Annotated in this window: 18 protein-coding genes; 10 read left to right on the top strand and 8 right to left on the bottom strand. The window is 73.2% G+C overall.

Annotated features, from left to right (window positions below; genetic code table 11):
* Positions 1-41: 41 nt before the first annotated feature.
* The gene (locus tag WME76_RS03595; RefSeq protein ID WP_437288771.1) at positions 42-1,811 is read right to left on the bottom strand and encodes an acyl-CoA dehydrogenase family protein; all 1,770 of its coding nucleotides are present in this window, start codon (positions 1,809-1,811) and stop codon (positions 42-44) included.
* Positions 1,812-2,123: 312 nt separating this feature from the next.
* Positions 2,124-3,035: a polyprenyl synthetase family protein gene (locus WME76_RS03590; RefSeq protein WP_437958817.1), complete on the bottom strand. Its 912-nt coding sequence runs from the start codon at positions 3,033-3,035 to the stop codon at positions 2,124-2,126.
* Positions 3,036-3,134: 99 nt separating this feature from the next.
* Between WME76_RS03590 and crtD the strand changes: the two genes are divergently transcribed.
* From crtD to WME76_RS03575, 3 genes are read left to right on the top strand one after another with little or no spacing between them, the layout of a single operon-like run.
* Positions 3,135-4,715 (top strand): 1-hydroxycarotenoid 3,4-desaturase CrtD, encoded by a 1,581-nt coding sequence (crtD, locus tag WME76_RS03585; RefSeq protein WP_437958816.1) that lies wholly within the window; start codon positions 3,135-3,137, stop codon positions 4,713-4,715.
* On the top strand, positions 4,712-5,596 hold the full coding sequence (locus tag WME76_RS03580) for a carotenoid 1,2-hydratase (RefSeq protein ID WP_437958815.1): 885 nt from the start codon (positions 4,712-4,714) through the stop codon (positions 5,594-5,596). Before crtD ends, WME76_RS03580 begins: the two co-directional genes overlap by 4 nt.
* On the top strand, positions 5,593-6,876 hold the full coding sequence (locus WME76_RS03575) for a glycosyltransferase (RefSeq protein WP_437958814.1): 1,284 nt from the start codon (positions 5,593-5,595) through the stop codon (positions 6,874-6,876). The genes WME76_RS03580 and WME76_RS03575 overlap by 4 nt, the downstream gene beginning before the upstream one ends.
* Here the strand turns inward: WME76_RS03575 and WME76_RS03570 are convergent.
* Positions 6,833-7,714, bottom strand: a complete 882-nt coding sequence (locus WME76_RS03570; protein WP_437958813.1) for a lysophospholipid acyltransferase family protein — start codon at positions 7,712-7,714, stop codon at positions 6,833-6,835. The genes WME76_RS03575 and WME76_RS03570 overlap by 44 nt on opposite strands.
* A gap of 66 nt (positions 7,715-7,780) precedes the next feature.
* Here WME76_RS03570 and WME76_RS03565 point away from each other — a divergent pair, with 66 nt between their 5' ends.
* Complete coding sequence (locus WME76_RS03565) at positions 7,781-8,323, top strand: beta-carotene hydroxylase (protein ID WP_437958812.1); 543 nt, start codon at positions 7,781-7,783, stop codon at positions 8,321-8,323.
* Here WME76_RS03565 and WME76_RS03560 read toward each other — a convergent pair.
* From WME76_RS03560 to crtI, 3 genes are read right to left on the bottom strand one after another with little or no spacing between them, the layout of a single operon-like run.
* Positions 8,308-9,804 carry a lycopene cyclase gene (locus tag WME76_RS03560; RefSeq protein WP_437958811.1) on the bottom strand — a complete coding sequence of 499 codons (1,497 nt, stop codon included), beginning with the start codon at positions 9,802-9,804 and terminating at the stop codon, positions 8,308-8,310. The genes WME76_RS03565 and WME76_RS03560 overlap by 16 nt on opposite strands.
* On the bottom strand, positions 9,801-10,757 hold the full coding sequence (locus WME76_RS03555; protein ID WP_437958810.1) for a phytoene/squalene synthase family protein: 957 nt from the start codon (positions 10,755-10,757) through the stop codon (positions 9,801-9,803). The genes WME76_RS03560 and WME76_RS03555 overlap by 4 nt, the downstream gene beginning before the upstream one ends.
* Complete coding sequence (crtI, locus tag WME76_RS03550) at positions 10,738-12,330, bottom strand: phytoene desaturase family protein (RefSeq protein ID WP_437958809.1); 1,593 nt, start codon at positions 12,328-12,330, stop codon at positions 10,738-10,740. Before crtI ends, WME76_RS03555 begins: the two co-directional genes overlap by 20 nt.
* Positions 12,331-12,478: 148 nt before the next feature.
* Here crtI and WME76_RS03545 point away from each other — a divergent pair, with 148 nt between their 5' ends.
* Positions 12,479-13,393: a MerR family transcriptional regulator gene (locus WME76_RS03545; protein ID WP_437958808.1), complete on the top strand. Its 915-nt coding sequence runs from the start codon at positions 12,479-12,481 to the stop codon at positions 13,391-13,393.
* 88 nt (positions 13,394-13,481) lie between these two features.
* Here the strand turns inward: WME76_RS03545 and WME76_RS03540 are convergent, their stop codons facing one another.
* Positions 13,482-14,057, bottom strand: coding sequence for a YtfJ family protein (locus tag WME76_RS03540; RefSeq protein WP_437958807.1), 576 nt, complete (start codon positions 14,055-14,057; stop codon positions 13,482-13,484).
* Positions 14,058-14,457: 400 nt separating this feature from the next.
* Between WME76_RS03540 and WME76_RS03535 the strand changes: the two genes are divergently transcribed.
* The 4 genes from WME76_RS03535 to WME76_RS03520 all read left to right on the top strand — a co-directional run bounded on the left by WME76_RS03535 (position 14,458) and on the right by WME76_RS03520 (position 19,302).
* Entirely contained in the window at positions 14,458-14,922 is a 465-nt protein-coding gene (locus tag WME76_RS03535) for an Hsp20/alpha crystallin family protein (protein WP_437958806.1), read from the top strand.
* Positions 14,923-15,022: 100 nt separating this feature from the next.
* On the top strand, positions 15,023-15,409 hold the full coding sequence (locus WME76_RS03530) for an Hsp20/alpha crystallin family protein (protein WP_437958805.1): 387 nt from the start codon (positions 15,023-15,025) through the stop codon (positions 15,407-15,409).
* A gap of 178 nt (positions 15,410-15,587) precedes the next feature.
* Complete coding sequence (locus WME76_RS03525; protein WP_437958804.1) at positions 15,588-17,246, top strand: hypothetical protein; 1,659 nt, start codon at positions 15,588-15,590, stop codon at positions 17,244-17,246.
* 400 nt (positions 17,247-17,646) lie between these two features.
* Positions 17,647-19,302 carry a hypothetical protein gene (locus WME76_RS03520; RefSeq protein ID WP_437958803.1) on the top strand — a complete coding sequence of 552 codons (1,656 nt, stop codon included), beginning with the start codon at positions 17,647-17,649 and terminating at the stop codon, positions 19,300-19,302.
* A 162-nt stretch (positions 19,303-19,464) separates the two neighbouring features.
* Here the strand turns inward: WME76_RS03520 and WME76_RS03515 are convergent, their stop codons facing one another.
* Positions 19,465-20,184, bottom strand: coding sequence for a hypothetical protein (locus WME76_RS03515; RefSeq protein ID WP_437958802.1), 720 nt, complete (start codon positions 20,182-20,184; stop codon positions 19,465-19,467).
* Between the two features lie 510 nt (positions 20,185-20,694).
* Between WME76_RS03515 and WME76_RS03510 the strand changes: the two genes are divergently transcribed.
* On the top strand, positions 20,695-22,374 hold the full coding sequence (locus WME76_RS03510) for an adenylate/guanylate cyclase domain-containing protein (protein ID WP_437958801.1): 1,680 nt from the start codon (positions 20,695-20,697) through the stop codon (positions 22,372-22,374).
* Positions 22,375-22,436 lie beyond the last annotated feature (62 nt).

Raw genomic sequence — 22,436 nt, 5'->3', positions numbered from 1 at the left:
CCCGGCGGCAGCGCCGCCCGCGCTCGCCCGCCCGCGAGCGCTCAGGGGAGCGCCCCCTCGAGCAGGGCGCGCGCGACGCCCTGCGCCAGCACCTCGCGCGTGCCCAGGTGGAAGGAGAGGCTGCGGGCGTCGAGCAGGAGCCTCGCCGGGACCGACCCCTCGGCGTAGCCGTTCGCCCCGTGGATCTGCACGCAGGCGTCGGCGGCGTCCCAGGCCGCGCGGCTCGCGAACAGCATCGCCATCGCCGAGGTGACCTCGCACGGCTTGCCGCTGTCGGCCGCCTGCGCGGCGGCGCGCGCGAGCTGGCGCGCGGCCGCGACGCGGGTGATGAGCCCGCCGATCCGGTGCGCCACGCGCGGGAAGGAGAGGAGCTGCGACCCGAACTGCACGCGCGTCTTCGCCCGCTCGAGCGCGAGTTCCAGGGCGGCCTGGGCCACCCCGACGCTGCACGCGGCCGCGTAGATGCGGCCGACCACGAGCGCCCGGTGGATCTGGCTGATCCCCTCGCCCTCGCGCTCGCCGAGGAGCGCCTCGCGGCCGACGTGGAGCCCCTCGATCCGGAGCTCGTAGTGCCCCATGCCCCGCTGTCCGAGCGCCCGCACCTCGGCCCCGGCGATCCCCGCGTCCGGGAAGTCGGCGCCCGGCGCGCCGCGCCGCTTCGCGATCGCGAACAGGCTCGGCCCGAGCGGCTGCTGCCCCTGTCCGCCCGGCGTCGTGGTCCTCGCCAGCGTGAGCACGAGGTCGGCGCGCGACGCGCCGGTGACCCACGCCTTCTTGCCGGTGATGACGTAGCTCCCGTCGGTCTGGCGCTCGGCGCGCGTGGCGATGCGGGCCAGGTCCGAGCCGTAGGCGGGCTCCGAGAGCGCGAGGGCGCAGCGCGCCTCGCCGGCGGCGATGCGCGGCAGCCAGGTCCGTCGCTGCGGCTCGGTGCCGGATCGGGCGAGGAGGTCTGCGGCGATCGAGGCGGTCGTGGTGAGCACGCCGAACCCGAGCGAGCCGCGCGCGAGCTCCTCGATCGCGGCGACCATGGCGGCCACGCCGAGCCCGTCGCCCCCGTTCTCGGGCGCGATGGCCAGCCGGAACACCCCGAACTCCCCCATGCGGCGGATGATCGACTCCGGGATGAGCCCGTTGCGCCGGTGGATCTCCGGCGCGAGCGGCTCGACGAGCCGCTCGACGAAGTCGCGCATGTTGTGCCGTATCCACCCGACGCGCTCGTCCTCTGCGCCCCCGACGCCCTGGATCCCCTGCTCCGCCGCCGCGCGCGCGAGCGACGCGACGGCCGCGCCCGATCCCGCGTCGCGCGCCCACGCCGCCACGGCGGGGTGCCCGATCGCCTTCGCGACCTCGTCCTCGCGGAGCTCGAGCTCCCCGAGCGGCGCGACCTCTCCGCCGCCCAGGTCGACGCCCCCGCGCAGCGCGAGCAGCAGCGCCCCCGTGTGCGCCTCCGCGACGGCCCTCGCCTCTCCGCCGCCCACCTCGCACGCCCACCCGGCGAGCGCGCGGCACGCCTCGATCTCCGCGTAGAGGTGGGCGAGCGCGTGGGCCGCGATCTGGTGTCGATCGAGCAGCATCCGCGACACGTGCAGCGGCACGGCGCTGCTCGCCCGGGCGAGGCTCGCGCTCCTCGGCGCGCTCCGGAGCCCCGTCGTCGCCGGCCCTCCCACGTCCACGACGCGGTCCCGCAACCGTCCTCGCGCCACCCGCGCGAGCTGCTCGACGGAGCTCAACGCCTCGCGCATCCCCCCCGGGCTATCGGCCTCGAGCTTGCGAGATACGATGGTGGAGTGCTGCTCCCGTATCGCCCTCATCCCCAGTCCCCCCGATCGGACGAAAAGCCATTCTGGCGGATGCAGGGCATAGCACCTCTGCGCTCCACGGCATCGCGCCCGCAGGCGCATCAAGCCCCGCCGAGGATGTCACCCTGAAGTGCGTTCGTCGAGCCAGGGCGCAGCCCCGCTGCCCCCGATTGACGCGCTTTTAAGGCCCTTCCCGAACCCTCATCACCGTTCCGTCCGACGACACATCAACCAGCGTGTCCCCCCGGGAAATCCCGAGTCTCGGACGGACGCTCGAGCCGTTGCCAGCAACTCACCCCCACCCGTTCACCGCAGGCCCCCGGGCTACGCGGAGCTGACCGCCGCGACCCCCGCCCCGCGCCCCCTGCAAGCCCGGAGCAGCCGCTCCCCCAGCTCGACGGCCCACGCCCGCACGTCGTCGGCCCGCGGGCATTGCGGCACCGCGTCGATCGCGTCCTGGATGAGCCGCTGCAGCAGCCGGGTCGTCCCCGAGAGCCCGAGCTCCAGCGCCGTGTTGGGTCGCCCGAGCGTCCCGTCGCGCCCCGCCGGCTTGCCCATGTCCTCCGGCTGGCCGATCAGGTCGAGCACGTCGTCCGCGACCTGGTACGCCTCGCCGATGCGCTGCCCGAGGTCGCCCCAGGCGGCCCCGTCCTGCCCCGCCGAGAGCGCGCCGAGCGCCGCCGCCGCCTCGAACAGCGCGCCCGTCTTCGCGCGCCGGTAGGTCGACAGCGGCACCTTCCCTTCCGACTCCCACGCCTGCCCGGCGATGATCCCCTGCGGCATCCCGACGCCGGCCGCGAGCACCTCGAAGAACCGCACCCCCCGCCTGGCGTCGGTCACGCCGCTCGCCACCGCGTGGAACGCGCCGCGCGCCAGCGCCTCGAACGCGAGCACGATGAGCTGGTCGCCGGTGAGCACCGCGACCGGCTCGCCGAAGGCCCGGTGGACCGACGGCTGGCCGCGCCGGATCGGCGCGTCGTCGAAGCAGGGGAGGTCGTCGTGGACCAGCGAGGCGCAGTGGATGAGCTCCACCGCCGCCGCCGCCGCGTCGGCGACCTCCGGCGCAGGATCGCCGTACGCGGAGGCGACCGCCAGGCAGAGCCGCGGCCTCACGCGGGCGCCCCCGGGGAAGACGGCGTGGTGCGTCGCGGCCAGGAGCCCGGGCGGCGACGCGGAAGAAGAGAGCGACTCGATCGCAACGAGGAGGACCCGCTCGATCCGGCGGTCGAAATCCATGGAGGGCAGTTTTGAGGACGTCCGAGGGATTGTCAATGGTTTGCACAACACTTCAACAAAGCATAGACAAAGCAGGCGCGACGAGTACACTCCGGAGCCATGGCGGACACGAGAGATCGCGTCGTGGTGATCGGCGGGGGCATCGGCGGGCTGACCGCGGCGGCGCTCCTTGCATCGAGCGGGCTCGAGGTCGTGTTACTCGAGCGGGCGGCGCGCGTCGGCGGAAAGATGCGCGAGGTGGTCATCGAGGGCCGCCGCGTCGACGTGGGCCCCACGGTGCTCACGATGCGGTGGGTCTTCGACGAGATCTTCGCGTCGGTCGGGCTCCGCTTCGAGGACCACGTGCGGCTCCGCCCGGCCGAGACGCTCGCGCGCCACGCGTGGCCGGGCGGCGCGACGCTCGACCTCTTCGCCGACGTCGAGCGCACCGCCGACGCCATCGGCGCGCTCGCGGGGCCGCGGGAGGCGGACGGGTACCGCCGGTTCTGCCGGTACGCGCGCGAGATCTTCGACGTGGTGGAGGCGCCCTTCCTGCGCGCGGAGCGGCCCACCCTGAGGACGATCCTCAGCACGGCGGGCAGCCTGGGCGTCGGCGGGCTCATGAAGATCGACGGGCACCGCACCCTCTACCGCGCGCTCTCCGACTTCTTCGCGGACGAGCGGCTGCGGCAGCTCTTCGGGCGCTACGCCACCTACTGCGGCTCGTCCCCGTACCACGCGCCGGCGACGCTGAGCGTGATCGCGCACGTGGAGCGCGAGGGCGTGTGGTTCCCCGAGGGCGGGATGTACCAGGTGGCCGAGGCGCTCGCCGCGGCCGCGACCCGCGCCGGCGCCACCCTGCGCTGCGGCGCGCACGTCGCCGCCATCGAGGACGGCCGCGGCCGCGCCCGGGGGGTGGTGCTCGAGGGGGGCGAGCGCATCGAGGCCGACGCGGTCGTGATGAACGCCGACCCGGCGGCGCTGCGGAGCGGCCTCTTCGGCCAGCGCGCCGCCCGCAAGGCGCCCGCGAGCGCGCCGCGGTCGCTCTCGGCGGTCACCTGGGCGCTCGTGGCCGAGGCGAGCGGCTTCCCGCTCCTCCGGCACAACGTCTTCTTCTCCGGCGACTACGAGGCCGAGTTCCGCGACCTCTTCGAGCGCGGCGCCCTCCCGCGCGACGCCACCGTCTACGTCTGCGCCGAGGACCGCTGGAACGCGCCCTCGCCCGAGCTCGGCGGCGCCGGGCCCGGCGCGCCCCCGGAGGCGCCCGTGCCCGTCGGCGAGCGCCTGTTCTTCATCGTCAACGCCCCTGCCACCGGTGATACCCACCCCCCCTCATCCTCGGAGATCCACGCATGCGAGCAGCGCGTCTTCCATCAACTGCAGCGGTTCGGGCTCTCGCTGAAGAGCCTCGGTCCCTCTCCGGTGGTGACCACGCCGGCGGACTTCGAGCGCCTGTTCCCGGCGACCGGGGGGGCGCTCTACGGGCCGGCGTCTCACGGATGGAACTCCCCCTTCGCGCGGGCGGCCTCGCGCTCGAAGCTCCGGGGCCTGTACTTCGCGGGCGGGAGCGTGCACCCGGGGGCGGGCGTGCCGATGGCGGCGCTGAGCGGCCGGCTCGCGGCGCAGAGCGTGATGGAGGACCTCGCTTCGACCTCGAGATCCCGCACGGCGGCTATGCCTGGTGGTACCTGGATGCGGTGAGCGACGATCGCCGGTGCGCGATCACGATCATCGCGCTGCTCGGCAGCGTCTTCTCGCCGTACTACGCCCGGGCGCGCGCGCGCGGCGCCGCGGACCCGCTCATGCACTGCTCGATGAACGTCGCGCTGTACGGGCCGCGCGCCGATCGCTGGGCCCTGACCGAGCGGCCGCGGGACGCCGTGTTCCGGTCGCCGCGCTCGCTCGCCATCGGCCCGAGCCTGATGGAGTGGTCCGGGGGCGAGCTCCGCGTCGCGTTCGACGAGATCACCGCGCCGATCCCCTCGCGGCTCTCCGGGACGGTGCGCCTCCGCCCGGCCGCGCCGGCGCCGGGCGCGCGCGGCGCGCGGGACGGGGTCGCGCTCGACCGGTCGGGGCGGCACCGGTGGGCGCCGATCGCGCCGATCGCGCGCGCCGAGGTCGAGCTCGAGCACCCGTCGCTGCGCTTCACCGGCAGCGCCTACCTCGACACGAACTCCGGCGACGAGCCGCTCGACCGCGCCTTCGAGCGCTGGACCTGGTCGCGCGCGCTCGGGGCGGACGGGGTCGCCCTCACCTACGACGTCCAGCGCCGCGACGGCACGCGGCTGCTCGTCGGGCGGGCGTTCGACGCGGCCGGCGGCGCGCGCGAGCTCCCGCCGCTCTTCCCGCGGCCGCTCGGCGGCACGCGCTGGGGCATGGATCGGAGCATCGCGGCCGACCTGGGCTCGTCGCCGCGGCTCCTGCGCACCTACGAGGACACGCCGTTCTACGCGCGCTCGCTCGCGGCGGCGACGTTCGCCGGCAAGCCGGCGACTGTCGTCCACGAGGCGCTCTCGCTCGATCGGTTCGTCAGCCCCTGGGTGCAGTTCCTCCTGCCCTTCCGCATGCGGAGGGAGGCGTGAGCGCGCTGCTCCACGCGGCCGCCTGCCTGCCCCTCGCCTGGGCGTTCGCGGTCGCGAGCGTCTCCGCCGAGGCGATCCGGCGCGCCGCGCGGCGGCGCGCGCCGGCCGCGTTGCCCTCCGGCGAGGCGCGCGCGGCTGCGTCGCCCTCCGGCGAGGCGACCGCGGCTGCGTCGCCCTCCGGCGAGGCGCCCGCGGCCGCGGCGATCGACCCGCGCGCGCCGCGCGTCCTCGTCGTGCGCCCCTGCGCCGGCCCGGAGCCGCACCTTGAACGAACCCTCGGCTCGCTCGCCGGCGCGCGCCTGTCCGCGGCGGCGCGCTGCGTCTTCGCGGTGGCGGACGCGGGCGACGGCGCGTTCCCCGTGGCGTCGGCCGCGGCCGCGGCGCTCCGCGCGGCCGGGATCCCCGCCGAGGTCGCGCTCACCGCGGCCGCCGGCCCGAACCGGAAGGCGGCCCAGCTCGCCGCGGTCGTCGCCCGGGAGACCGCCCCGTTCGACGTCGTCCTCGTCGCGGACAGCGACGTCGACCTCGCCGGCGTCGACCTCGACGCCCTCGTTCATCCCCTCCGCGACGGCGCGCGCCCCGCGCCGCTCGACGCGGTGTGGGCGCCCCCCGTCGAGGTCGCGCCGGCGGCCTCGCTCGGCGACCGCGCCTCGGCCGCGGTCCTCGGCGGGTCGCTCCACGCCTTCCCGCTGCTCGCGGGGCTCGATCCGCGCGGGCTCGTCGGCAAGCTCTTCGCCGTCCGCGCCCCCTCGCTCGCCGCCGCGGGCGGGTTCGCGGCGCTCACCGCGCACCTCGGCGAGGACATGGAGCTCTCGCGCCGCCTCCTCGCGCGGCGCGGCGCGCGCGGGTCGATCGCCGCGGCGCCGTTCGTCGCCCCCTCGCTCGCCGCGGGCCGGGCGCTCCGCGACGTCATCGCCCGCTACGCGCGCTGGATCACCGTCATCCGCGCGCAGCGCCCCGCGCTCCTCGCGAGCTACCCGGCGCTCTTCTTCGCCACGCCGCTCATCGCCGCGCTCGCCCTGCTCGCCGCCCCGATCGCGCCGGCGCCGGCGGCGGCCGCGATCGCGATCGCCGTCGCGAGCCGCGTCGCGGTCGCCGCGTTCGCCGCGCGGATGGCCGGCCGGCGCGCGTCGCTCCTCGCCGCGGCCGCCGACGCGTGCCTCGCCGACCTCGTCCTCGGCGCCGCGTTCCTCCGGGCGCTGTCGACCCGCACCGTCGTCTGGCGGAGCGGCCGGTTCACGATCGATCGCCGCGGCCTCCTCCGGGAAGCCGAGGCGTGAGCGGCTCGCGGGGGCGCGTCCAGTGAGCGAGCAGCCGCTCCGCCGCCTGCCCGACGACCGAGGGCTTCGCCCGGTGGATGTACTGGAAGCCGTCGACGTCGAGGGGCAGGTCCTTCGCCCCGGCCACCTTGCGGATCGCCCGCTGGATGCGGTCGAGCTCCGCGGTGACGGCGACCTCCTGGGCCGCGCTCGCCGCCTCGGTGTCGCGCGCCCCGCGCCCCGCCTCCGGCTCCCGCGGCCCGGGCCCCGCCTCGCCCGGCCCCCGCTCCGCCTCGCCCGGCCCGAGCGGCGCGGCCACGGGCTCGCCGATCGCCAGGTAGAGCCGCGGCCGCTCCTCGCCGGCGAACTCGTACCGCAGCGCCACGGGCAGCACCCTGGCCCGCCGCGCGACGCGCGCGATCTGGGCCGCGCCGGCGCGGAACCCGAGCGGCCGCTCGTCCGAGGGCCGCTCCCGCCCCTGGGCGAAGATCCACACGGCGCGGCCGGGGCGATCGAGGAGCCGGGCCGCGTACCGGATCGCGGCCGTGCCGTCCGAGGGCAGGTCGAGGTCGACCCCGAACGCCCCGACCAGCGCGAAGAACGGCAGCCGGCGGAGGTTGTCCGCGTCCATCATCGCGTGGCCGTCGACGCCGAGCAGGTGCTGCGACGCGTGCAGGACGACCAGCGGATCCCACCACGAGCAGTGGTTCACGACGAGCAGGAGCGGCGCCTCGGCCGCGAGGGCGCGCGCCGCGTCGACCCCCCGCGCGAGGACCGCGCCGAACGTGCCGTGGATCCGCGCGCGCGCGTGCGCCGCGAACCAGGCGTTGAACCACCGATGTTTGCGCGCTGGAATCATCCGGGCTCCCGGCGCGGAGCCTACACCGCCCCTGCCCGCGCTTTCGCTTCTTGAGGAGACCGCGCGATGACGCTTTCGCTCGCCATCTGGATCGTCACGGCCCTCGCCGCCTTCGCTGCCATGGAGGGGTGGGCCGCTTTCCTCCACGGCAAGGTCTGGCACCACGCCCTCTGGAGCGTCCACCGCTCCCACCACGCGAAGCGGCGCGGCCTGTTCGAGCGGAACGACGCGCTCTCGTTCCTCCACGCCCCGGTCGCCACCGGGCTCATCCTGTACGGCTGCATGGGCGCGCCGGGCCCGCTGCGCGAGGCCGCCTTCGGCTTCGGCCTCGGCATGACCGCCTTCGGCGTCGCCTACGTCCTCGTCCACGACGGGCTCGTCCACCGGCGGCTCCCGGTCTCCGGCCTCGCGCGCATCCCCTACCTCGCGCGCGTCCGCGACGCGCACCGCGTCCACCACAGCACCGGCGGCCCGCCGTACGGCCTGTTCCTCGGGCCCCTCGTCCTCGCGCGCCGCGCGGCCGGCGCGGAGCCCGCCGCCTCGCTCGACGCCGCGCCCGCCTCGCCCGCCCGCGCGGCGACCGCCGCGGCCCGTCAGCGGGCCCGGTAGAGCTCCCGCGCGAGCCCCGCTCCCCAGCGGCCGATGGCCCGGAGCGGCAGCGCGCTCACGACCTCGCGGTACACCTCGGGCCGCCGCGCCGCCGTCTCCCTCAGGAACCTCACGAAATCGGCCGGCTGCATCTCGTCGCGCAGCAGCGCCGCGTAGGCGTCGTTGCCCATCGCGTGGAGCACGGCGAACGCCGTGTTGAGCAGCGCGTTCATCTCCCCTGCCCTCGCCCCGCCCGCGGGCCTCGCCATGAGCGCCGCGAGCGCGCCCGTGCCCGAGTGCACCGGCGCGTCGTGCGCCGCGCTCGGCGCGCCCGGGTCCTCGACCGCCCGCGCCAGGTCCGCGGCCGTCGCCGCGAGCTCGCGCACGTTCGCGCCGAAGCCGCAGAACGTCAGCGGCGAGTGCCGCGCCGCCGCGTCCCCCACGAGCCGCACCCGCCGCCCCGGCGCGCGCGGCGCCGCCGACAGCCGCGACCAGCCCGGGATGAACCCGAACGTCGGCCGGACGAGCCGCGCGTCGCCGTCCTTGTACCGCGAGAGCAGCCGGAAGAACCGCGCGTAGAGCGACAGGAGCGCGCCCGGCCCGACGTCCCCGGAGCGCGCGTAATAGAAGAGGTAGACCGTCGTCTCGCCCCGCCGCCCCGGGAACGCCTCCCAGAGGTGCTGCCTGCCCTCCTCGACGTCCTCCGTTGTCGCGAGGATCTCGCCGACGTCCGGCCGGATCTGCCGCTCGCCGTCGCCCTCCTCGAGCCCCGTGAGCACGCCGCCGACCGTGGGGCAGACGAGGTCCGCTGTCGCGTACGGGCTCGCCGCGCCCCGCGCGTCGACGAGGATCCGCGCGGACAGCGCGCGCGGCGCGGCGCCCGGCCGCGCCTCGGCCACGGCGAGCCCGACAGCGTCCGGCCCCTCCGCGTGCCCGACGAGCGCGTGCCCGTCGAGCAGCGCGACCCCGAGCGCCTCGGCCCGGGCCCGCGCCGCCGCGAGCAGCGCGCCCGCGTCGATCGCGTGATCGAGCACGCCGCGCACCGGGTACGTCCCGCCGCCGTGCCAGCGGCACAGCCCCTCGGTGTAGCGGGCGACGACGAGCCGCTCGACCTCGTCCCGCGCGAAGAGCCCCGACGCCGACAGCGCGTCCACCTCGGCCGTCCCGGCGTTCCACTCGCGGTGCGCCGCGCCGATCCGCGCCCGGTCGAGCACCGCGACCCGCAGCCCCGTCGACGCGAGCAGCGGCGCGAGCAGCAGCGACAGCCCGCCGCCCGCGATCACCACGTCGTGGTCGACGGCCGCTCCACGATCGGGCGCATCGGGCGCCCGCACCGCCGCGCCCTGCGGCGGCGCGCTCGGCCCGAGCGGCGCGGCCCGCGCCGCGTCGAGGTGCTCCAGCCGCGCGAGCAGCGCCTCGCCGCCCGCCTCGCGCACGCGCGCGCGCGCCGCGTCGAGCTCCCGCGCCGAGGCGGCCTGCGGGCTGACGGCCCCGGCCCTCATCGCGCCGCCTCCAGGAGGAAGCGGACCTCGTCGAGCGGCGGCGCCGCGCCGTGCTCGCGCTCCTCCGCCGGCGCCGCGGGCCTGCCGATGAGCGCCCGCAGCACGAGCCACGCCTTGCGGCCGGGCGACACCACCGCGCGCGTCGACACGGAGTCGAAGCCGCGGCGCGCGATCACGCGCCCGATGTCCGCGTAGATGAGCCGCGCCGCCTGGATCGCGGCGCGGCAGTCGCGCGGCAGCATCGGGATGCCGGCGCCCGCGCGGCGGTAGAGCACCTCCGCCTCGGCGAGCAGCCGCGCCACGATCCGCCCCAGCCGGTCGTCGAACACCGGCCGCTCGAGCCAGCGGTCCGGATCGATCCCCGCCTCGCGCATCCACGCGAGCGGCAGGTAGACCCGCCCGCGCCGCGCGTCCTCCCCGATGTCGCGCGCGATGTTCGTGAGCTGCATGGCGACGCCCAGGTCGCACGCCCGCGCGAGCGCCTCGGGCCCCCGCGCGCCCATGAGCGCCGACATCGTCGCGCCGACGGCGCCCGCGACGCGCGCCGCGTAGGCGTTCAGCTCCGGGAGCGTCTCGTAGCGGCGCCCCTCCGCGTCCCACGCGAACCCCTCGAGCAGCGCCTCGATGAACGCGCGCGGCAGCGCGTGCTCCGCCATGACGTGCGCGAGCGCCCGGTCGACGGGGCTGTCGTCCGGGGTGCCCGCCGCCGCGCGCGCGAGCCGCTCGCGCAGCGCCGCGACCGCCGCCTCGGCCGCGGCCGGCGGGGCGTGCTCGCCGAGCTCGTCGACAGCGTCGTCGGCGACCCGGCAGAACGCGTAGAACGCCGACGCCGGCTCCCGCACGCGCGCCGGCAAGAGGAGCGCCGCGGCGGCGAAGCTCTTCGACCCCTTGCGCAGGAGGGCCTTGCACGCGGCGATGTCCGCCGCCGACACCTCAGAGGAACTTCGATGCATCCGGGACCACCTGATCCAGCACGCGGGCCGACGAGAGCACGCCGGGCAGACCGGCCCCCGGGTGCGTCCCGGCCCCCACGAGGTAGAGGTGCTCGACGTCCTCGCTCGCGTTGTGCGGCCGGAAGAAGGCGCTCTGCGTGAGCACCGGCTCCGGCCCGAACGCCGCGCCGCGGAACGACAGCAGCCGGTCCTGGAAGTCCTGCGGCGTGAGCAGCCGCGAGCTCGCCAGCGCGCCCTCGAGCCCCGGCAGGAGCGTCGCCTCGAGCAGCGCCGAGATCGAGCGCCGGTAGCGCTCCTGGGTCGCGGGCCAGTCCGTGCCGCTGAGGAGGTTCGGCACCGGCGACAGCACGTAGAACGCGTCGCAGCCGGGCGGCGCGAGGGCCGGATCGGTCGCGGTCGGGCGGTGCAGGTACAGGCTGAAGTCGTCCGCGAGCACGTGCCTCTGGAAGATGTCCTCGAGCAGCGCCTTGTACCGCGGGCCGAGGAGGATCGTGTGGTGCGCGACGTCCGGGTACTGCCGGCGCGTCCCGAAGTACCACACGAAGAGGCTCATCGAGTAGCGCTGCCGCTCGATGCGCCTGTCGGTCCAGCGCTTGCGCGCCTCCGGCGGCACGAGGTGCCGGTACGTCCACGCCGAGTCCGCGTTCGACACGACGACGTCCGCCGCGAGCCGCTCCCCCGACGCGAGCTCCACGCCGCGGGCGCGGCCGCCCTCGACGGCGATGCGCCGCACCTCGGCGCCGCACCGGACCGATCCGCCGAGCCCCTCGATGAGCGACACCAGCCCGCGCACAAGGGCGCCCGTGCCGCCGATCGGGAAGTGCACGCCCCAGTTGCGCTCGAGGAACGCGATCAGGCTGTAGATCGAGGTGGTCGAGAACGGGTTCCCGCCCACGAGCAGCGGGTGGAAGCTCAGCACCTGGCGCAGGCGGTCGTCTTTCACGTGCTTCGCGACGAGCCCGTACACGGTCCGGTAGCTCTCGAGCCGCACCATGTCCGGCACGATGCGCGCCATGTCCGTCCACGACCCGAACGGCACGTGCGCGAGCTCCTCGAACCCCACGCGGAAGATCGCCTCGCTCGTCTTGACGAAGCGCTCGTAGCCCTCGACGTCGCCGGGTGACAGGCGCGCGACCTCGGCGCGCATCGCGGCGGCGTCCCCCGTGTAGTCGAAGGTCGCGCCGTCGTGGAAGCGGATCCGGTAGAACGGCGTCACCGGCCGCAGGTCGACGTCGTCGGCCAGGCTGCGCCCGCAGAGCTGCCAGAGCTCCTCGAAGAGGAACGGCGCCGTGATCACGGTCGGCCCCGCGTCGAAGGTGAAGCCGTCCTGGCGGTGCACGTACGCGCGCCCGCCCGGCTCATCGAGCTTCTCGACGACGGTGACCTCGTAGCCCCGCACCCCGAGCCGCACGGCCGCCGCGAGCCCCCCGAAGCCGCTGCCGATCACGACGGCGCGCGGCCTCCCCTGGCGACCGCCCGCCGCCCGCCGCGCGGGCAGGGAAGCGGCCCCGTCGCCTCCCGCCGGAGATCCGGGCCGCTCTGGATGCGCCGAAGAAGCGCTGGTGTTCTGCATGGCGCCGAGTATAATGTTTGTCCCAGCCTTTGACAAAGGCGAAAATGTCGTCCCAAGCTGGTCTACCTGGGCCTCGCTGCCCGTCGGTTCGGCGCTTCGATCCGGCGGGGTCGGCTGGGGCTCGGCGACCTCTACCAAGGTTGTCCAGTTGAGCCGCTACAGAATCCATGCCGTCTCGAAGATGTGTGGCGTCTCGTCGGCGACGCTGCGCGCCTGGGAGCGCCGTTACGGCGTGCCGTCTCCGGCGCGCACGGCGTCGGCGTACCGCCTCTACAGCGAGGAGGACGTCGCGCTGATCAAGAAGATGCGCGACTACGTGAACGGCGGCATGGCGGCCGCCGAGGCGGCGCGCATGGTGATCGAGACGGCGGCGCCTCAGCCGCCGGTGTACACGAACGGCGGCGACGCCTTCGCGGGCGCGAGCGAGCGCATCGTCGACGCCGCGCTCCGGTTCGATCCGGACGGCCTCGAGGCCGAGGTGAACCGCGCGCTCTCGCTGGGCCCTGCGGTGACGATCTTCGAGCGCACGCTCGGCCCGGCGCTCGAGCGCATCGGCGATCTCTGGCACGAGGGGAAGATCACGGTCGCGCAGGAGCACCTCGCGTCGCAGGTGCTCGGCGCCACGCTGCTGCACCTGCTGCGGCTGGCGCAGCCGGGCGAGAGCGGGCGGCGCGTCCTGCTCGCCGCCTTCGCCGACGAGGACCACGTGCTCGGGCTGTTCGGCATCGGCCTGCGCTTCTGCGCGTGGGGTTTCCGCTCGGTCGTGCTCGGCCCGCGGACCCCGCCGGCGGCGATCGCGCGCGCGGTCGAGTCGCTGTCGCCGGACATCGTCGCGTTGACGGTGGCGATCCCGCCGCCGCCGCCGACCGCGCGCGAGCTGGTCGACGCGTACGCGGACGCGTGCCGGGACGCCGCGTGGATCGTGGGCGGCGCGGGCGCGGAGGCGCTCCGGCCGTTCATCGAGGCGCGCGGCGGCCTGGTGGCGTCCACCGACGTCTCCGAGGTGCGCGCGCAGGTCGAGTCCGCGCTGCTCTCGCGCCGGCGCCGCAAGGACGCGAGCTGAGCGCGGGCGCGCGCGGCGCCGACCGCGCGTGGCGCCGACCGCGCGCCGGGGGAGCGCGCCCGGCGCCGTCAGGCCGCGGGCGTGGCGGTCAGCCCTCGACTTCCTTGCGGAGCAGCTCGAGCACCCGGCTCTGCGCCTCGGGCTTGAGCTTGCCCTCGGCCGCGAAGAGCACCTGGCCGTTCTTGCCGACGAGGATGATGTTGCTGATGCCGCGGCGGAGCCGGTAGGCCTGGCGGAAGGCGCCGTCCCAGTCGCAGTAGATGGTCGCGCCGACCTTCCTCGACTCCTCGCGGATGGCGTCCTTCACGAACCCCTTCACCGGCCAGAAGTCGTACGAGCTCACGTCGGCGACCGCCGCGAGGGCGATGGTCTTGCGGTAGCGGTCGCCCTTCGCGAGCTTGGCGAGCGCGTCCTTGAACGCCTGGTTCTGCGTCGCCGAGTCCTTGTCCTCGTACACGATGAGGATCGGCTTGCCCCGGAGGGCCTTGAGCTGGAGCTCGCGGCCGTCGGCGTCCTCGAGGCGCGCGTTCGGCGCCCGGTCGCCCTCGGACGGCAGCGCCAGCGCGGCCCCCGAGATCAGCGCCACGGACAGCGCTGCGGCGGAGGCGGCCGAGAGGAGGCGGGCGGGCCACGAGCGGCGGGAGACGGACGGACGGTTCTGCATGTCCATGGTTTGTACCATATTTAAGAAAATCATCCCAGGGTTGTTCAACGTGGATCGTACCATCCGGCGGGCGCGGCTGTAGAGCTCGTTGGGCGCTCCTGTGGCGGGGGTGTCCCTGGGAGCTCTCGGGGTGTCGTCGGGGGCTCTCCGGATGAGGTCGCCGGGGCTGCCTTGGCGGCACACCCGGGGGGGTGTTTCCGGCCGGTCTGCCGCGTGGGGAGGCGGCTGGCCCGGCTCTTGACACCCCGGGCGCCGTGCAAAGATTGGGCGGTGCGAAGAGACCGGCTCCCGGAGCCAAGGTCCCGTAACGCTACAACAAATCGGCCGTCGCGAGCAGGTTGACGGCGCCGTGGGCGAGGCCCCGGCGCGCGCCGCGCGCGGGGGTCACGGAGGAGTCGCCATGCTGAACCGTTACACGGATTTCGATCGCACGTTCGCCATGATGGATGAGCTTCGCCGGCGCATGGACCGGGTGTTCGAGGACTACGACGCCCCGCGCGCGTCGCTCCGCGGCGAGTTCGACCAGTCGCCCCGGTACACGCCTGGCCCGCGGATTCACCTGTACGACACGGGCAGCGCCCTTGTCATCAAGGCCGATCTCCCTGGCCTGACGGAGAAGGATGTCCAGATCTCGCTCAACCAGGACGTCCTGACGGTGAGCGGCGAGCGCAGGTCGGACGCGCCGGAGGGTTACCTCGTTCACCGCAAGGAGCGGGGCGCGGTGCGCTTCAGCCGGAGCTTCACGTTGCCGAGCAAGGTCGACCCCGAGAAGACCTCTGCGGTGCTCAAGAATGGCGTGCTGACGCTCACGCTGAGCAAGGCCGCCGAGGCGCAGCCGCGGCAGATCACGGTAAGTGCTCGCTGAGGGGTCGAGGGTTCGACGGAGTCCTGAGGAGAAGAGAAGCGTAGCGATACCGCGAGAAGCGGATCTGGAATGTACCGAGGAACGTACCGAGGAAGGAGCGATGAAGATGAGCACCGATCGCAACTTGACCAACCGTGCAGAGAGCAACCCTGAGAAGATCCAGCAGCGCCCTGCGGTGCCCCCGGCGGTCGACATCTACGAGAACGCCGAGGAGCTCCTGGTCGTGGCGGATCTCCCGGGTGTGACGCAGGATCGCCTGGCGATCCGGCTGGAGAAGGGTGAGCTGAGCTTCGAGGGCCGGCGCACCGACGCGGCCGAGCGCGAGCAGGGCGCGGACAACCTGCCTGACTTTCGTCGGAGCTTCGTGGTCCCGCAGGGCATCGACTCGGACAAGATCTCCGCGGAGCTCCAGGCTGGCGTCCTGCGGATCCACCTGCCGAAGAGCGCCTCGCTCAAGCCCCGTCAGATCCCGATCAGCGCGGGCTGATGTGGCGGGCCAGAGACCGAGGCACCGCGTCGCGGGCGACCGACGGCCCTCCGCCCGGCGCAGCGCGCGGTGCCTGACGCGTGATCGACGAGCCCTCTGGGCTCGAGGGGCCGGCTTCGGCTACCGTTGCTGCGTGCCTCTCCTGCGTCGTCCTCTCCCCTCCATCCCATCCATCGCCATGACCGCGCTGCTCGTCTCCGGGTGCGGCACGCTGCTCGGCCTCGACGAGTTCACCGATGCCCCGCCCACGGGCTCCGGGGAGGCCGGGGGCGGCGACGCGGCGCCTTGCGAGCGGGGCGACACGCGGCCGTGCTACGAGGGCGAGAGCGAGACCGAGGGCGTAGGCCTCTGCGCGCCCGGCACGCAGACCTGCGACGCGGATGGGAGCTGGGGGGCCTGCGAGAAGCAGGTGCTCCCGGGCGAGGAGGACTGCAACCAGCGGGGCGACGAGGACTGCGACGGCGTGGGGTGCAGCGACGTCCTGTGGGCGCGGATCTTCGGCGGGGGGTCCTTCCAGATGGCCATGTCGGTGGCGATCAGCCCGAGGGGCGATCGCATCGCGATGGCCGGCGTTTATCGAGGCGAGCTCAACTTCGGCCCGGATGCGATGACGGCCCTGCCCGAACAGCCTCGTGGCGGCGCCTTCCTCGCCGTGTTCGATGGCGAAGGCAACCATGTGTACAGTCGCGGGGTGCCGACCGGAGGGGACAGCGCTGCCATGGTGGCGCTGGATGCGGAGAGCAATGTGCTGTTCGCGACCAGGTACGCGGGCACCGTGAACCTCGGCGGCGACGATCTCCCGGCCGAGGGTACGAGTGACATGCTGATCGCCAAGCTCGACGCGGACGGCAGGCACGTTTGGAGCAGGCAGTTCGGCGACCCGGAGGGCTCCATAACACCGGTCGACGTGACCGTGACACCGGACGGCGACGCCGTGATTGCCGGGATCTTCCGCGGCGCCGTGACCTTCGGCGGCACGACGCTCGAGACCGCCGAGGACCCGGATATGGATGGCTTTCTGGTGCGATTGAGCCGTGAGGACGGCGACCCTGTATACAGCATTCGTATCGGGGACCGCGCGGGCGATCCTCCAGGCCAACAGTGGTGTAAAGGTGTGGGGGTTGATGCGATGGGTCGTGTGGTGGTCGCCGGCACATTCGTGAGCTCGGTCGACTTCGGCGCTGGCCATGCCCATGAGTCGTCCAGCTTGGGACCGTCCGGCTGGGTGGCCCAGTACGACGCGGAGGGAGCATTGGTCTGGAACACGGCCTTCATCCACGGTGATGACGGTACGGTCGAGATCGGTGGCGTCGACGTGGATCCTTCTGGCAATGCCGGTGTTGTCGGACTCTTCTCCGGCACGGTCCGATTCCTGGGCGCGAACGGCTCAGTGGATGTGACGCGCGCGACGACCCGCGCTGACGATATCGATCTGTTCGTCGTCCGCCTGACAGCAACCGGTGCCCACTCGTGGTCGAAACAGCTCGGAGACGCCACCGATCAGAGCTGGAATATGCCGTTTCATGGCATCGCGCTCGACACCGAGGGCGAGATCGTCTTCGCCGGTGGTTTCCGCGGCAAGGTGGATTTCGGCGGCGGGGAGCTGACCGCCAACGACACCGACTGGTTCGTCGCGAAGTTCGATGCATCGGGAACTCACCGGTGGAGTCACCGTTACGGAAGCGGTGCAGCGTTCCAAGGGGCGATGTCCGCGGCGATCCATCCGAAAACGCGCGAGATCGTCGTCGCAGGCACGAGCGACGGCGCGATCGACATGGTGGACCCCCCACTGATGGCCGACCGTACCAGCGTGGTATTGGCGCGGATGTCCCCCTGAGCGTCGCCCGGACGCCGATGGGATTCCAGCAGCGCGCCGATCCGTCCAAGAGCAGCCCCGGGCAGATCATTGTTGGCATTTCCGCCGCAGTTCCGCGGTCCTGCAGGGCATCGGCTTGGACGAGAGCGCTGCGGAGCTCCAGGCTGGCGTCCTGCGGATCCACCTGCCGAAGAGCGCCTCGCTCAAGCCCCGTCAGATTCCGATCAGCGGGGGCTGATGTGGCGGGCCGGCGACCGAGGCACCGCGTCGCGGGCGACCGACGGCCCCTCCGAAGGGGCTCGGTGCGGCGCGCGGCCAGACGCGTGATCGACGAGCCCTCTGGGCTGGAGGGGCCGGCATCGGTTACCGTTGCCGCGTGCCTCTCCTGCGTCATCCTCTCCCCTCCATCCCATCCATCGCCATGGCCGCGCTGCTCGTCTCCGGCTGCGGCGCGCTGCTCGGCCTCGACGAGTTCACCGACGCCCGGCCGACGGGCTCCGGGGGGACCGGGGGCGACGACGCGGCGCCTTGCGAGCGGGGCGAGACGCGACCGTGTTACGAGGGCGAGAGCGAGACCGAGGGCGTCGGCGTCTGCGCCCCCGGCACGCAGACCTGCGACGCGGATGGGACGTGGGGCGCGTGCGAGAAGCAGGTGCTCCCGAGCGAGGAGGACTGCAACCAGCGGGGCGACGAGGACTGCGACGGCGTGGGGTGCAGCGACGTCCTGTGGGCGAGGATGTCCAGCGCTGGGGCCGATCGGTTTGCATCGTCGGTGGCGATCAGCCCGAAGGGAGATCGCATCGCGATGGCGGGCATCTACCGAGGCGAGATCAACTTCGGCCCGGATGCCATGACAGTCTTGCCGGAGCATCCTCACGGTGGCGCTTTCCTCGCCGTGTTCGACGGCGAGGGCAACCATGTGTACAGCCGGGCAGTGCCGCTCCCGGGGGAGAGCCATGCCGTGGTGGCGCTTGACGCCGAGAGCAACGTGCTGTTCGCGGCGAAGTACGCCGGGACCGTGAACCTCGGCGGCGACGATCTCCCGGCCAGCGGTAGCAGCGACCTGCTGGTCGCCAAGCTCGACGCGGACGGCGGGTACGTGTGGAGCAAGCGGTTCGGCGGCTTGGAGAGCGAGATCACGCCGTGGGACATGGCCGTGGCGCCGGACGGCGACGCCGTCATTACAGGGAGCTTCAACCAGGCGGTGGACTTCGGCGGCTCGACGCTCGAGACCTCAGAGACGTCGGACAGGGACGGCTTTCTGGTGCGCTTACGCGGAGAGGACGGCGGCCACGTCTACAGCGTCCAGATCGGGGATAGCGAGGGCTCCACCCCGGGCGACCAATACGGGAAAGGTGTCGGGGTGGATGCGATGGGACGTGCCGTCGTCGCCGGCACGTTCGTGACCTCGGTCGACTTCGGTGCTGGCCATACCCGTCATTCCGACAGCATGGAGAAGTCTGGCTGGGTGGCTCAGTACGATCCGGAGGGAGCGCTGCTCTGGAATACGTATTTCCACCATCGAGACGGCAGCACGTTCGAGATCGGCGGCGTCGGCGTCGACGCTGCGGGCAATGCTGGCATTGTCGGGCTCTTCTCCGGCAGGGTCACGTTCCACGGCACGAGCTCGGTGGACGTGATACGCGAGACGACCGGCGCAGACGATGACGACCTGTTCGTGGTCCGCCTCTCCGCGACCGGTACCCACTCGTGGTCGAAGCAGCTCGGAGACGCGAACAAGCAGAACTGGATCTTACCGGTTCAGGGCGTGGCGCTCGACAACGAGGGTGAGCTCGTCTTCACCGGCAGCTTTCTCGGGAAGGTCGATTTCGGCGGCGGGGAGCTGATCGCAAATGACGCCGATTGGTTCGTCGCCAAGTTCGACGCTGCGGGGACACATCGGTGGAGTCATCGCTACGGCAGCGGCGCGGCCGCCCAGGCGGCGACCGCCGCGGCAATTCATCCGGAGACGCGCGAGATCGTCGTGGCGGGCGTGAGCGACGGCGCGCTGGACCTGGTGGACCCGCCGCTGATGATGGACAACTTCAGCGTGATAATGGCACGGATGTCGCCCTGAGCGCGGCGTAGCGACATCGAGGAGCGTTTCGTTTGTGGCGCACCGGCTCGGACAAGCTCTTTGCGGAGCTCCAGAACAGCATGCTGCGTCTACACCTCACGACGAGCTCGTAGCTCAAGTCCATCGGACACCAAGGGGGCGGGCTGCCATGGCAACGGCTGTTCAGTCGACATTGCCCTTAACCTCCAGCTCCCATCTCGCATCCTCGCCGCACATGGTGCCATCGACGTGCCGCACCTCGATCACGAACCAGAGGTCGTCAGACGGCCCCCCCCGGTCATCCCAGATGGCCGTGAACGACTCAGGCGTGCCTTGCCCCCTCACACCGGACCGGAAGCAGTCGGGCGCATTAATTTCGAGATCTCCTTGATAGACGATCAGATCGAAGTTCATCCCCGGCGGGGAGGTGAGCGTGGCCCTGAAGCTCTCGGTGCTGGTAAACAAGAACTGTTCGTCGTCGACGACATACACTTTGAACCACTCCGACGTGGTTCCCGTCACCGTCCACGAATCGGCGCCCTCGTCGCCCGATACCGAACCGAGATCCTCCGCGCCAGCGCAGGTGTTCGGCGCTGCATAGTCGCATTCGGCCACCGCTCCCCCGCCGCCGCCCTCGCCGCCAAGGCCTTCGCCGCTCCCGTCCTCGCCACCCTCGCCCCCGGCCCCGGACGAGCTCGCGCTCGAGCTGGAACTCGAGCTCGCGCTGGAGCTCGAGCTCGCCGACGCGTCCCTCCCTCCGGCGCCGCCCTCTCCCCCACCGGCGCTTCCGCCTCCGCCGGCCTGCTCCTCGTACCCGGGCAGCAGATCGTCGGTGCCGTTGGCGCACGCAGCGAGCGTGAGCAGGAGCGCGGGAACGAGAAGGTGCCGTCCGGGCGTGTGCATTGACAGGATTCTATCTGGTCTCGCGAGAGCGGTCCAAGGAAGCCACGTGGGCTGCGTGCGATGTCGTGGCGATCTACATCACGACCACGTAATGCCCAGGCCAGCCGAGTTTTGCCCATTACGATAAGCCTGGATTTCCGAAGAGGCGACCGGACACAGCGCTGCCCAGCGCGACCGACGGCAACGTCATCGACACACGTCTGGAACTCGGTGCCTCCCGCTCCCGGCGATCGACATGCCGTCTCGCCTCCAGGCTCACGTCAGCCCGCCCGGCGAGCACCGGCTTCCCGCGGCCCATCCTGCACCGCGTCGCCGCCCCCTCCCCCTGCCCCGCGCGCCGCCTCGCCCGCCGCACCAGCCCGCTCCGGCGCTTCCGCGCCGTGCCGCATTCCGATAGGCTCGCCGTCGCTGACGCTCAAGCCCGCCCTCGACGCCCTGCTCTCGCTGCGCGCGAAGACGCTGCTGGCGATCGCCGCCACGCTGCTCGGGCTCAGCTTTGCCCTGTACGGCGTGTCCTCGCGAGCGCTCCTCGCCAACTCGATGGCCGCCGAGGCCCAGGACACGCGCCGCACCGCGCAGGTCGCGCTCAACCTCTTCCACCAGGCCAGCCGCGACTTCAACGCCCGCTGGACCGACTGGAGCCAGTGGGACGACGCGTACGCGTTCGTGCAGGACGGTAATCAGGACTTCGTCCGCTCGAACCTCGTCGCCGAGCTCTTCGATATCACCCGCATCGACCTCGCCATCTTCGCGGACGCGGACGGAACGCCCGTGTACAGCACGGGGTACGATCACGCCCAGAAGCGCTGGGCGCCGGTCCCGCGGGGCGTCGCGGAGCGCCTCCGCATCGGCGATCTCCTGTTCGCGCGGGACGCGCCGGCCAGCGCCGTCCGCGGCGGCATCGTCCTCCTGCCGGACGGGCCGATGCTCCTCTGCTCCCAGCCGAGCGTCGGCAGCGCCGGGCGCGGCCCGGTCGCCGGGACGGTCACGTTCGGTCGCTTCCTCACCGACGCCGAGATCCAGCGGCTCGCCGAGCCGGCCGGCCTCTCGCTCGCCGTGCGCCGCCTCGACGACCCCGACCTGCCCGCCGACTTCCGCGAGGCGCGCGCCGCCCTGTCCGGCAGCGACCCCACGGTCGTCCGGCCCCTCAGCGAGGACCGGATCGCCGGCTACACCCTCCTTGGCGATCTCGACGGCCAACCGGCGCTGATCGTGCGCGTCGACAACGACCGGGCGATCCTCAGGATGGGCAACGACACGCTGCGCTATCTCGTCCTCGTGACGGTGCTCGTCGGCCTTGTCTTCGGCGGCGTCACGCTGCTGCTCCTCGAGAAGCTGGTCCTCTACCGGCTCGCCCGCCTCAGCAGGGAGGTCACGGCGATCGGCGGGGTCGGCGACCTCTCCGCGCGGGTCGCCATGCCGGGGAACGACGAGCTGTCGCGCCTCACCGGGTCGATCAACGGCATGCTCACTGCGCTCGAGGTGAACGCCCGTCGGCAGAGCCAGCAGAAGGCGGCGCTCGAGCAGGCGAAGGCGGCGGCGGAGCAGGCCCACGAGCGCTCGGACCGGCTCCTCCTCAACATCCTGCCGAGATCGATCGCCGAGCAGCTCAAGGAGCACGAGCGGCTCATCGCCGAGCACTTCGAGGAGGTGACCATCCTCTTCGCGGACATCGCGAACTTCACCCCGCTCGCCGCGCGGCTCAACCCGACGGAGCTCGTCGGCCTGCTCAACCGGATGTTCTCGTCGTTCGATCAGCTCGCGGAGCAGCACGGCCTCGAGAAGATCAAGACCATCGGAGACGCCTACATGGTCGTCGGCGGGCTGCCGGTGCAGCGCGCCGACCACGCGCGGGCGATCGCGCAGATGGCCCTCGCGATGACGGACACCGTGCGCCGGTTCCTGGCCGACGACGGCGCGCCTTTCCGGCTCAGGATCGGCATCAACACCGGGCCTGTCATCGCCGGCGTGATCGGCAAGAAGAAGTTCAGCTACGATCTCTGGGGCGACGCGGTGAACGTGGCGAGCCGCATGGAGTCGAGCGGAGAGCCGGGGCGCATCCAGGTGAGCGAGGCGAGCTATGCCCTGCTCGAGCGGGACTTCGTCCTCGAGGAGCGAGGCCTCGTGGCGATCAAGGGCAAGGGCGCGATGAAGACCTATTGGCTCATCGGCGAGAAGACACCGCAGTAGCGCGGCCCGGCGCGGCGTCAGCGCGGCGCGGCGTCAGCGCGGCTAGGCGCCCGGCCCGCGCC

Source organism: Sorangium sp. So ce119, from assembly GCF_051524405.1.
Lineage (GTDB): Bacteria > Myxococcota_A > Polyangia > Polyangiales > Polyangiaceae > Sorangium > Sorangium cellulosum_G.
The sequence above is the reverse complement of the archived record's forward strand: the minus strand, read 5'-3'. Positions and strand labels throughout refer to the sequence as shown.